General features: G+C 72.3%; 10 protein-coding genes. 2 read left to right on the plus strand and 8 right to left on the minus strand.

The features are described 5' to 3' along the window. Window positions 1–45 precede the first annotated feature (45 nt). The 5 genes from AC6CH9_RS02625 to AC6CH9_RS02645 form a co-directional block, all read right to left on the minus strand. Entirely contained in the window at window positions 46–972 is a 927-nt protein-coding gene (locus AC6CH9_RS02625) for an EamA family transporter (RefSeq protein WP_498153514.1), read from the minus strand. 107 nt (window positions 973–1,079) lie between these two features. Next, window positions 1,080–2,048 carry a carbohydrate ABC transporter permease gene (locus AC6CH9_RS02630; protein WP_498153515.1) on the minus strand — a complete coding sequence of 323 codons (969 nt, stop codon included), beginning with the start codon at window positions 2,046–2,048 and terminating at the stop codon, window positions 1,080–1,082. Beyond that, window positions 2,045–3,034: a carbohydrate ABC transporter permease gene (locus tag AC6CH9_RS02635; protein ID WP_498153516.1), complete on the minus strand. Its 990-nt coding sequence runs from the start codon at window positions 3,032–3,034 to the stop codon at window positions 2,045–2,047. The genes AC6CH9_RS02630 and AC6CH9_RS02635 overlap by 4 nt, the downstream gene beginning before the upstream one ends. A gap of 146 nt (window positions 3,035–3,180) precedes the next feature. Then, window positions 3,181–4,581, minus strand: a complete 1,401-nt coding sequence (locus AC6CH9_RS02640; protein WP_336724298.1) for an ABC transporter substrate-binding protein — start codon at window positions 4,579–4,581, stop codon at window positions 3,181–3,183. 263 nt (window positions 4,582–4,844) lie between these two features. After that, window positions 4,845–5,855, minus strand: a complete 1,011-nt coding sequence (locus tag AC6CH9_RS02645; protein ID WP_498153517.1) for a LacI family DNA-binding transcriptional regulator — start codon at window positions 5,853–5,855, stop codon at window positions 4,845–4,847. Between the two features lie 242 nt (window positions 5,856–6,097). Between AC6CH9_RS02645 and map the strand changes: the two genes are divergently transcribed. Next, window positions 6,098–6,889, plus strand: coding sequence for a type I methionyl aminopeptidase (gene map / locus AC6CH9_RS02650; protein ID WP_498153518.1), 792 nt, complete (start codon window positions 6,098–6,100; stop codon window positions 6,887–6,889). Between the two features lie 104 nt (window positions 6,890–6,993). On the opposite strand, the gene AC6CH9_RS02655 is transcribed toward map, so the two are convergent. From AC6CH9_RS02655 to serS, 3 genes are all read right to left on the minus strand, one after another. After that, the gene (locus AC6CH9_RS02655) at window positions 6,994–7,422 is read right to left on the minus strand and encodes a GNAT family N-acetyltransferase (RefSeq protein WP_498153519.1); all 429 of its coding nucleotides are present in this window, start codon (window positions 7,420–7,422) and stop codon (window positions 6,994–6,996) included. Between the two features lie 102 nt (window positions 7,423–7,524). Beyond that, a complete protein-coding gene (locus AC6CH9_RS02660; RefSeq protein WP_498153520.1) occupies window positions 7,525–8,355 on the minus strand; it encodes an HAD family hydrolase in 831 nt (276 codons plus the stop codon). After that, window positions 8,352–9,635, minus strand: a complete 1,284-nt coding sequence (serS, locus tag AC6CH9_RS02665; protein WP_498153521.1) for a serine--tRNA ligase — start codon at window positions 9,633–9,635, stop codon at window positions 8,352–8,354. The genes AC6CH9_RS02660 and serS overlap by 4 nt, the downstream gene beginning before the upstream one ends. Before the next feature lie 72 nt (window positions 9,636–9,707). Here serS and AC6CH9_RS02670 point away from each other — a divergent pair, with 72 nt between their 5' ends. Then, window positions 9,708–10,847 (plus strand): diacylglycerol/lipid kinase family protein, encoded by a 1,140-nt coding sequence (locus AC6CH9_RS02670; RefSeq protein ID WP_498153522.1) that lies wholly within the window; start codon window positions 9,708–9,710, stop codon window positions 10,845–10,847. Window positions 10,848–11,054: the final 207 nt, after the last annotated feature.

An 11,054-nucleotide genomic window follows, 5' to 3' on the forward strand; every position in this document is an offset into this window, starting at 1 on the left:
CCGCCGGCCCCGTGGACGACCTCCAGGGCGCGGCGGGGTCGTTCGTCAGGCGGGCGGCGGGTCGAGCGGGACGTCGTCCCGGGGCGGCGCCCCGTCGGCGCGCCCGCCCGGTCGCGCCGCGGTCATCGCGATGGCTCCGGACACGAGGACGAGCCCGACGAGCTCCGGGACCGAGGGCACCTGGCGCAGCACGACGGCCCCGACGACGGCGGCCGTCGCCGGGAGCAGCGCGAGCAGCACCGAGAACGTCGCCGCGCTGACCCGGCGCAGGATGACCTGCTCGAGCGCGTAGGGGACCACGGACGAGAAGAGGGCGATCCCGGCGATCGCGACCACGTGCCGCCAGTCGCCGAGCACGGGGACCGCACCGGGCGCGAGGAACGGCGCGAACACGAGGGCTCCCACGGTCATCGCGACCGCGAGCGACGTCACGCCCGACCCGGAGACGGCGACCCGCCGCCCCAGCAGGATGTACGCCGCCCAGCACGCGGCCGCGACGCCGATCGCCGCCAGGCCGAGCACGGCGTCCTCGCGCGGGAGGTCGGACTCGATCGTCACCCCGGCGAGCAGCACGACGCCCGCCGCGGCGACCGCGATCGCGCCCCGCTCGCGCCAGCCGCTGCCCGTGACCGCGGCGACCGCGACGGGGCCCAGGAACTCGATCGCGACGGCCGTCCCGAGCGGCAGGTGGTCGATCGCGACGTAGAACGCGAGGTTCATCGCGGCGAGCGCGACGCCGAAGACGGCGACCCACGCGAGGTCGTGCCGGGTCCACCGGTGCCGCCACGGCCGGCGCCACACGAGCAGCAGCACCGCGGACGCCGCGATGCGCAGCCACCCGATCTCGATCGCGCCGGCCACGGCGAACAGCCCGACGGCGATCGCCGCGCCCAGGTACTGCGTCAGCCCCGAGACGACGAACAGCGCCGGCACCGGGACGCGGTCGAGGGCGGTGGCGCGAGGTCGGAGCACCTGACGACTCTAGGTGCCGACCGACACGGGGCGGTCGCCCCGAACATGCGGTCGCGGACCGTCCGAGGTGTCGGACGGGCCGCGACCGCATGCTCGGCGAGGCGGCGTCAGCCCTTGACCGACCCCGCGAGCAGCCCGCGCACGAAGTACCGCTGCAGTGCGACGAACACGACGAGCGGCACGATGATCGAGATGAACGCACCGGCGGTGAGGATGTGCCAGTCGCCGCCCCGCGAGCCGGCCATCTCCGCCACCCGCACCGTCAGCGGGTAGGACGTGGTGTCGGCGAACGTCAGGCCGACGAGCAGGTCGTTCCAGACCCAGAGGAACTGGAAGATCGCGAACGACGCGATCGCGGGCACGAGCAGGGGAAGGAGCACCTGGAAGAAGATCTTGACGTGGCCGGCGCCGTCGACGCGCGCGGCCTCGACGAGCGACCGCGGGATGTCCTTCATGAAGTTGTGGAGGAGGAAGATCGCGAGCGGCAGCGCGAAGATCGAGTGGGACAACCAGACGGTCCAGAAGGTGCCGTTGAGCCCCACGTTGACGTAGTCGCGGAGCAGCGGGACCAGCGCCACCTGCAGCGGCACGACCTGGAGCGCGAAGATCGCGACGAAGAGGATCTCGCGACCCCGGAACTCGATCCAGGCGAAGGCGTACGCCGCGAGGAGGGCCAGGGTGATCGGGATGACGACGGCCGGCAGCGTGATGACGAACGAGTTGACGAAGTAGGTCGACAGGTTGCTGCCGCTGCCGTAGAGCGCCTGGTCGTAGTTGTCGAGCGTGAACTCGGCCTCGCCGTTGAAGAGGCCCGGGATGACGGTCCACCAGCCGCTCCGACGGATGTCGAGCTCGGGGCGGAAGGACGTCACCAGCAGGCCGACCGAGGGGATGGTCCACAGGATCGCGATGAGGATCGCGAGGAACGACGCCCAGGGCGAGCTGAGCTTTCCCTTGGCCGCGATCGCGCGCTTCTCGAGCCGGGTCAGCTTGCGGGGGCGGCTCGGCCCCTCGAGCTCCGCCTCGGTCGTGAGGTCGGTGTCGGGGACGATCGGAGGGATCGGCGTGCTGGTCATCGGATCTCCTCCGCGAGCCGCATCTGACGGACGTTGTAGACGATGATCGGGATGACCAGGACGAACAGGATGACCGCGAGGGCGGAGCTCAGGCCCTGGTTGTTCTGCCGGAACGCCTGCGTGTAGAACTCGTTCGCGACGACCTGGGTGCCGAACTGGCCACCGGTCATCGTGCGCACGATGTCGAAGATCTTGAGCGTCGCCATCGCGATGGTGGTGAGGACGACGACGAGCGCCGGACGCACGCTGGGGACGGTGATGTAGCGGAACATGCCCCAGCCCTTGAGGCCGTCGAGCCGCGCGGCCTCGACGATGTCGTCCGGGATCGCCTTGATCGCTGCCGAGAGGATCGTCATCGCGAAGCCCGTCTGGATCCAGATCATCACCACGATGAGGAAGAACGTGTTCCACGGCTGACCGATGAGGAACTGCTGAGGTGGAAGCCCCAGCCACACCAGCACCTGGTTGAGCAGCCCGATCTGGTTGACACCGGGCTGGTCGGGCCGGAACTCGTAGACGAAGCCCCAGATGATGGAAGCCCCGACCATCGAGATGGCCATCGGGAGGAAGACGAGCGCCTTCGCGAACTTCTCGAACCGAGAGCGGTCGACGAGCACGGCGTAGACGATCCCGATGAACGTCGACAGCAGCGGGACGACGACGACCCAGATCGCCGTGTTGCGCAGGACGAGCTGGAACTGGTCGGTCGTGAACGCGGTGACGTAGTTGTCGAACCCGACGAACTCGTTGCCGCGGCGGTCGAAGAGGGAGTTCCAGATGGTGATGAGGGCGGGCCGCACGAGTCCCCAGGCGAGCCCGATGACCGCCGGACCGACGAAGCCGAGCACGACGACCCAGCGCGGGATCCGCTTGGGCCGGTCCACCGCGAGGAGGATCGCCCCCATCACGACGACGAAGAGCAGGATCGCGAGGAACATCAGGCCGAACTTCTCCACGGGAGAGCTCGGTTCGGTCAACCAGTCCATGGTGGCCTCCGGTCGGGTCGCCCGCGGCATCGAGGGCGAGAGTGGTCTACATCCTGGCCCCGGAAGCGGGGGGCCCGCCACAGTGGGCGGACCCCCCGTCCGGTCGTGCGCACCTCAGACGGGGAGAGCCCCGTCGGTCGGCCGGGTCAGGACGACGGCCAGGACGCCTCGATCGTGTCGACGACCTCCTGCGTGTCAGAGCCGGTGAACCAGTTCACCATGCCGGTCCAGAACGTCCCCGCACCGACCTCACCGGGCATGAGGTCCGAGGCGTCGAAGCGGATCACGGCGTCCGGGTCGGCGAGGATCTCGGCCGAGAGCTGGTCGAACGAGGTCGCCAGGTTCTCGGGGTCGAGCCCGTTGTTGGCGCTGACCCAGCCACCCTGGGGCGTCGTGAGCGCCTTCGTGTTGGCCCAGTCGGCGCTCGAGAGGTAGGTCTGGAAGGCCTGCACCTCGGGGCGGTCGTCGAAGGCCGCGACGAACTCGCCACCGCCGAGGACCGGCTTGATGTCGGTCTGGTCGGTCGGCAGGTAGAAGGCGTAGACGTCACCGTCCTCGGCGACCTCCGTGCCCTCGGGCCACTGCGTCTGGTAGAAGTTCGCGGCGCGGTGCAGCCAGCAGGTGCCGTCGAGGATCGGGAAGCCCGCGTCGGTCCACGTCGTCGTCGCGATCGAGTCCACGCCGCCCAGCCCCGCGTTGACCATCTCGGGGTTCTTGAGGATCTCGCCCGCGGTGTCGAAGGCCTCGACGATCTGCGGGTCGTTGAACGGGATCTCGTGGGTGTACCACTGGTCGTAGACCTCGGGCCCAGCGGTCCGCAGGACGACGTCCTCGATCCAGTCCGTCGCCGGCCAGCCGGTCGCGTCACCGGACTCGACTCCCGCGCACCACGGCATGGAGCCGTCCTCGACGATCTGCTCCGAGAGGTCCATCATCTCGGTCCACGTGGTCGGTACCTCGTAGCCGGCGTCCTCGAACATGGACGGCGAGTACCAGACGTAGGACTTCACGTTCGACCCCAGCGGAGCGGCGTAGAACGTGCCGTCGACGGTGCCGTACTCCTTCCAGGACTCGCTGAAGAACTCGTCGACGTTCGCGGACGTCTGGTCGGGCGCCGGGACGATCTCGTCCGGGAAGTCCGTGACGATCGTCTTCAGCAGACCGGGCTGCGGCAGGTACGCGATGTCGGGCGCGTTGCCCGCCTGGATCCGCACGAGGAGCTGCGCCTCGAACTCGCGCGAGCCCTCGTAGTTGACGGTGACGCCGGTGCACTCCTCGAACGGGTCGTAGGACGCCTCCTGCGTCGCCTGCTCGGGCTCGACGATCGAGGTGTAGACGGAGACCTCCGTCCCCTCGAGGTCACCGAACTCCTCGTACACGGAGCAGTCGATCTCGGGCGTCGCGGCGTCTCCGCCGCCGTCGCCACCGCCGCCGTCACCGTCGCCTCCACCGCTGCACGCCGCGAGCACGAGCGCGAGGCTCGCGCCGCCGGCGGCGACCGCCAGCGTGCGGCGACGCGCCGCGCTGGTCCTCGTGGTCCTGGTCATGTCAGCCTCCACCTCGTCGTGGGTACGGACGCCGTCACCCCGGTCCGGTGAGGACCGGGCGCATCGCGACGTCGCGAGCGCGGGTGCGCTCTCGCCCTAGGCACCATGCAAGCGGTTGCATCGCGGTGCCGCAAGCACAGGAGAGGCGAGTTTGCGTAACGATTCCGTCACGCGCGCCGGGTGCGCGCTCTCTCGACCCCCCTCCCCTGGCCACGCTCCCACGGGTCGACCCCGACCGCGCGACGAGGTGGCGCGGCCGTGCCCTATCGGCGGTCGCGCAGGGGCGCGGTCGAACCGCGCCGCACCAGCTCGGTCGGATAGGTGAGACTCTCGGGCACCGGGGCGCCGTTGATCATCTCGAGCAGGAGGAGCGCCGCGTCGAACCCCTGCTGGTACGCGTCCTGGGCGATCGTCGTCAGTCCGACGAGCTCCCCGAGGTCGTGGCCGTCCACCCCGACGACGGACAAGTCCTCCGGGACCCTGAGCCCCAGGTCTCGCGCCGCGAGGATGGCCCCCATGGCCATCTCGTCGGACGCCGCGAAGACGGCGGTCACGTCCGGCCGGCGGCGCAGGAGCTCCGCCGTGGACTCGCGCCCTCCGGCGACGTCGAAGTCGCCGTTCACCTCGAGCTCCGGCTCGACGGCGATCCCCGCCTCCTCGAGCGCGCGCACGTAGCCCCGGGCCCGCTCGACCGGCGGCGACCACGACGACACGAGGTCCGGCACCCCGGTCACGTGGCCGATCACCCGGTGCCCCAGGTCGAGCAGGTGACGCGTGGCGGCCCGGCCCGTCGCGACGTCGTCGAGCCGGACCGTCACCTGGTCGGCCGGCCCCGACCCGACGAACGCGAGCGGCCGGGCCAGCCCGAGGAGCGAGCGCACCTCGTCGTCGTCGAGCGGCAGCCCGACGACGAGCGTGCCGTCCACGCGGTGGCGCAGGACGCTCGGGTCGACCCGGCGGCGGGACGAGGTCCGGCGGACGTCGAACGTGTACAGCAGGACGTCGTAGCCGAGGTCTCGCAGCGCGCGCTCGGCCCCCTCGATGACGTTGGCGAAGAACCACCGGTTGACCCACGGGGTGAGCACACCGATCGTGCGGGTGCGGCCGGTGGCCAGCGACGACGCGGACGGCGTGGGGACGTAGCCGAGCCGCGCCGCCTCCGCGAGCACCCGCAGGCGCGTCGCCTCCGACACGTTGGGCAGGCCGCGCAGGGCGCGCGAGACGGTCGCCGTGGACACCCCGGCGGCCTGGGCGACGTCGTCGATACCTGCCACGACGGGTGATGCTGCCACGCCGGGGGGTGCGTGGCGAGGCGCCGTGCCACATCGTGAGCAGATCGGTGCAAGCGCTTGCCCTCCCCGTGCCGCGCCCGGCCGCATCGGTGGGACGACGACCGATATCGTGGGGAGGCCCGCCCCGCGGCACCGCCCGGCACCGCCCTGGGCACCCGCTCGGCACTTCTCGGCGCCGGGCGAGCCGCCGTCGGGCACACCACCTGCGAACCGGAAGGACCACGATGATCGAGCTGAGGACCCCGCGGGAGATCGACCAGATGCGACCCGCAGGACGGTTCGTCGCCGACGTCCTCACCACGGTGCGCGCCGCCACCAAGGTCGGGACGAACCTGCTCGAGCTCGACGAGGTCGCGCACAAGATGATCCGCGACCGCGGGGCCGAGTCCTGCTACATCGACTACCACCCGTCCTTCGGCGCGAGCCCGTTCGGCAAGGTGATCTGCACGTCCGTCAACGACGCCGTGCTGCACGGCCTCCCCCACGACTACGCGCTGCGCGACGGCGACCTGCTGAGCATCGACTTCGCCGCGTCCGTCGACGGGTGGGTCGCGGACTCGGCGCTGTCGTTCGTCGTCGGCACGCCGCGCGCGGGTGCGCTCGGCGAGGTCGACGCGAAGCTCATCCAGACGACCGAGCGCGCGCTCGAGGCCGGCATCGCGGCCGCGCAGCCGGGCAAGAAGGTCGGCGACATCTCCGCCGCCATCGCCGACGTCGCGCACGCCGCGGGCTACTCGGTGAACACCGACTTCGGGGGCCACGGCGTGGGCCGCACGATGCACGGCGAGCCCCACATCCCCAACGACGGCCGTCGCAAGCGCGGGTTCCCGCTCAAGCCGGGCCTCGTCATCGCGATCGAGCCCTGGTTCCTCGAGACCACGGACGAGATCTACACCGACCCCGACGGCTGGACCCTGCGCTCGGCCGACGGGTCGCGCGGCGCGCACAGCGAGCACACCGTCGCGATCACCCCGGACGGGCCGGTCGTCCTCACCGCGCGCGAGCCGCGCGACTGACCCCTCCCCCCAGCGAGGGAGCCCCGGCACCGCGAGGTAGAGCCCTGGTACCGCGAGGTAGAGCCCTGGTACCGCGAGGTAGAGGCATGGTCATGACCACGCCTCTACCTCGGCGGAAGAACCTTCCGGAAGAACGCCGCCGACTCGTCGTAGCCCAGCGCCGCGTAGAACGGCGCGGCGCGCCGGGTCGCGAGAGCGACGTACGCCGCCCCCGCCTCGGCGGCCCACTCCTCGGCCGCTTCCACGAGCAGGCGCCCGATCCCGCGTCGGCGCGCGGCGCCGTCGACCGTGACCTCCTCGACCCACCCGACAGGGGCGTTGGCGAAGAGCGTCGCGTGTCGGTGCGCCACGAGGTAGCCCACGACGACGTCGTCCCCCGCCGCGGCGACGAGCACCAGCGCGTCGTCGTCCGCGAGGAGCGACGCGAACGACGCGTCGAAAGACGCACGCTGGGGGACGAACGACGTCGCGAAGGCGACGACGAGCCGCCAGACCGCGTCCGCGTCGTCGGGCAGCGCACCCCGGACGACCACGCCATCGAGTCGACGTCGAGGCCAGGTCACGACCACGCCTCTACCTCGCGGTCCCGAGCCTCTACCTCGCGGTACCTGGCCTCTACCTCGGCGACCAGGGCTCTACCGCTCGGGCAGGAGGCTCTGGAGGACGCGCGCCGCGCCGTCGTCCTCGATCGAGCCGGTGACCTCGTCCGCGGCGGCCTGCACGACGGCGTCCGCGTGGCCCATCGCGACGCCGTGCGCCGCCCAGCGGAGCATCTCGACGTCGTTGCGCCCGTCGCCGACCGCGACGGTCCGGTGGGGCTGGACGTGCAGCGCGCGCCGCACGAGCTCGAGCCCGGTCGCCTTCGTGACGCCGAGCGGCGCGATGTCCATCCACGCCGTCCAACCGACGGCGTAGGTCACGTCGTCCAGGCCGAGGCGCTCGACGAGCTCGTGGAACTGCTCGCTCGTCGACCCCGGCGAGCGGACGATCACGCGCGTCACCTCGCCCGACCACAGCTCGTCGAACTCGACGACGCGGTGCACACCGTCGAGCTCGCCGTCGGGGAAGAGCTCGTTCATGCGGAACCCGACACCCACGTCCTCGACGGCGTACCGCGCGTCGGGCAGGTGCTCGCGCAAGAGCCGCAGGGCCGGGCCCGGGTCGAACGTCACGACGTCCTCGAGCGCGTACCCCTCTGGTTCCTCCGGGTCGAGCCGCGCGGTCACCGCGCCGTTCGACGCGACGACCCAGCCGCGCTCGATCCCCAGGATCTCCGCGACGGGCGTCATCGCGATGAGCGACCGCCCCGACGCGAGCACCACGTGGTGGCCCGCCGCGCGCAGGTCGGCGACGGCGTCGCGCACGTCGTCCGACAGCTCCTGGTCGTACGACATGAGGGTGCCGTCGATGTCGAGCGCGACGAGCAGCGGCCCGGACGCCTCGTCCGGGACCAGAGGACCCGTCACGCCACCACCGGCTCGAGGACCTCGAGGCCGCCGAGGTACGGGCGCAGGCCCTCCGGCACGCGGACCGAGCCGTCGGCCTGCTGGTGGTTCTCGAGGATCGCGACGATCCAGCGCGTCGTGCCGAGGGTGCCGTTGAGCGTCGCGACGGTGCGCGTCTCGCTCTTGCCGTCGACCTCGACGCGCTCGCGCACGTTGAGGCGGCGCGCCTGGAACGTCGTGCAGTTCGACGTCGACGTGAGCTCGAGGTAGCGCTGCTGCGTGGGCAGCCACGCCTCGCAGTCGAACTTGCGCGCGGCGCTCGACCCGAGGTCGCCCGCGGCGGTGTCGATGACGCGGTACGGCAGGTCGACGAGGCGCAGCATCTGCTCCTCCCAGCCGAGCAGGCGCTGGTGCTCCGCCTCGGCGTCGGCCGGGTCGCAGTAGGAGAACATCTCGACCTTGTGGAACTGGTGCACGCGGATGATGCCGCGCACGTCCTTGCCGTGCGAGCCGGCCTCGCGGCGGTAGCACGCGCTCCACCCGGCGTAGCGCAGCGGGCCGCCCGACAGGTCGACGATCTCGTTCGCATGGTAGCCCGCGAGCGCCACCTCGCTCGTGCCGACGAGGTAGAGGTCGTCCTTCTCGAGGCGGTAGATCTCGTCCGCGTGGGCGCCGAGGAACCCGGTGCCCTGCATGACCTCGGGCCGCACGAGCGTCGGCGTGATGACGGGCGTGAACCCGGCCGCGACCGCCGTGTCCATCGCGGCGTTGAGCAGCGCGAGCTCGAGGCGCGCGCCGACGCCCGTGAGGTAGTAGAACCGCGCGCCCGACACCTTCGCGCCGCGCTCGGTGTCGATCGCGCGCAGGCCCTCGCCGAGGTCGAGGTGGTCGCGCGGGGTGAAGCCCTCCGCGGCGAAGTCGCGGATCGTGCCCTCCTCGCGCAGCACGACGTAGTCGTCCTCGCCGCCCGCCGGCGCGCCCGCGACGACGTTCGAGATGCGGTAGAGCAGTCCGCGCAGCTCCTCCGCCGCGGCGTCCGCGTCGGCCTGGCGCGCCTTGACGTCGGCCGCGAGCTGCTTGGTGCGCGCGAGCAGCTCCTGCTTCTCCTCCCCCTGCGCCTGGGCGACCTGCTTGCCGAGGGACTTCTGCTCGGCGCGCAGGCTCTCGAACTCGCTCAGCGCGGCGCGGTGGCGGGCGTCGGCGTCGAGGGCGGCGTCCACCAGCGCGGGGTCGTCACCACGGGTGACCTGGCTGGCACGGACGATGTCGGGGTTGTCGCGCAGGAGGCGGAGGTCGATCACGCCAGCAGCCTAACGAACCGCGCGGCCCTCGGTCGCGGACCGTCCCCGCGCCCGTCCCGCTACGGTGTCGCCATGTCCTGGACGCTCTGGCTCGCGGTCGCGGCGCTCGCCGTCGCGGTGGTGGCACTCGTCGTCGCGCTGAGCCTCCGCGCGCAGCAGACCCGGCAGCGCCGCGCGCACGGCGATGCTCCGACCGTCGCAGAGCCCCCGGTCGAGGACGACCCGCGCGAGCTCGTCGCGTTCGTCGCCAACCCGTCGAAGCCCGACGTCGCGGGGCTGGAGGCGGTCGTCCGCGCCGCGTTCGCCGACGCCGCGCTGCCCGAACCGCTGTGGTTCGAGACGACGGTCGAGGACCCGGGCGTCGGGCAGACGCGCGCCGCGCTCGCGCAGGGCGCGGACGTCGTCGTCGCTGTGGGCGGGGACGGCACGGTCCGCGCGGTCGCCGAGGGCATGGTGGGCAGCGGCCGCACCATGGGTCTCGTGCCCGTGGGCACGGGCAACCTCCTCGCGCGCAACCTCGACCTCCCGGTGGGTGACGCGCGCGCCGCGCTCGCCGTCGTGATCGCCGGGACGGACCGCCCGGTCGACGTGGGCTGGGCCACGGTCCTGCGCTGGGCCGAGGAGCCTGGCCGCGCCGAGGGGGCGGAGGCCGCGCCTGAGCCCGACCCTGCCCAGGACGCACGCAAGGAGCACATCTTCCTCGTCATCGCGGGCCTCGGGTTCGACGCCGCGATGGTCGCGGACACCGACGACGACCTCAAGGCGAAGGTGGGCTGGGTCGCCTACTTCGTCGCGGGCATCCGGCACCTGCACGGGCGCCGCATGCGCGCGCAGCTCCAGCTCGACGACGCGCCGCCCGTCGACGCGCGCCTGCGCTCCCTCCTCATCGGCAACTGCGGGCGGCTCCCCGGCGGCCTCACCCTCCTGCCCGACGCGGTCATCGACGACGGGATCCTGGACGTCGCGGCGATCGACACGCGCGGCGGGGTCGTGGGCTGGGCGCAGCTCTTCGGGGAGGTCGTCATGCAGGGCCTCGGCGTGCGCAACGACCTGCCCGCCAAGATCGGGCGCATCGACCACGCGCGCGCCCGGCGCGTCCGCGTGCGCGTGGAGGGCGGGGAGCAGGCGCAGGTCGACGGCGACGTGCTGGGCCTCGCGGTCGAGATCGAGGCGCGCGTCGACCCCGGTGCCCTGGTGGTGCGCGCGGCCTGACGCGCTGTGACGGGGGACGACGCGCACCCGGTACGCGCCGCGCCGCGCGGTCGGTCCACGCGGTCGGTCCGCGCGACGACGGGCCGCAGCTGCTCGTGCGCCCCGGCCTCCGCCCACCGGGCGAGCGCCTGCCCGTCGCCCGCTCGCCCGAGCAGGTCCTCGAAGACGAGCCCGTCGACGCGAAGTGGAGTCGGTGCTTCCAGCAGA

It is taken from the genome of Cellulosimicrobium sp. GQ32, assembly GCF_059758455.1.

Coding starts and splice junctions, on each gene's coding strand:
- AC6CH9_RS02670 (WP_498153522.1), top strand. CDS start 9,708: ATGTCCTGGACGCTCTGGCTCGCGGTCGCGGCGCTCGCCGTCGCGGTG.
- AC6CH9_RS02635 (WP_498153516.1), bottom strand. CDS start 3,034: ATGGACTGGTTGACCGAACCGAGCTCTCCCGTGGAGAAGTTCGGCCTG.
- AC6CH9_RS02640 (WP_336724298.1), bottom strand. CDS start 4,581: ATGACCAGGACCACGAGGACCAGCGCGGCGCGTCGCCGCACGCTGGCG.
- map (WP_498153518.1), top strand. CDS start 6,098: ATGATCGAGCTGAGGACCCCGCGGGAGATCGACCAGATGCGACCCGCA.
- AC6CH9_RS02630 (WP_498153515.1), bottom strand. CDS start 2,048: ATGACCAGCACGCCGATCCCTCCGATCGTCCCCGACACCGACCTCACG.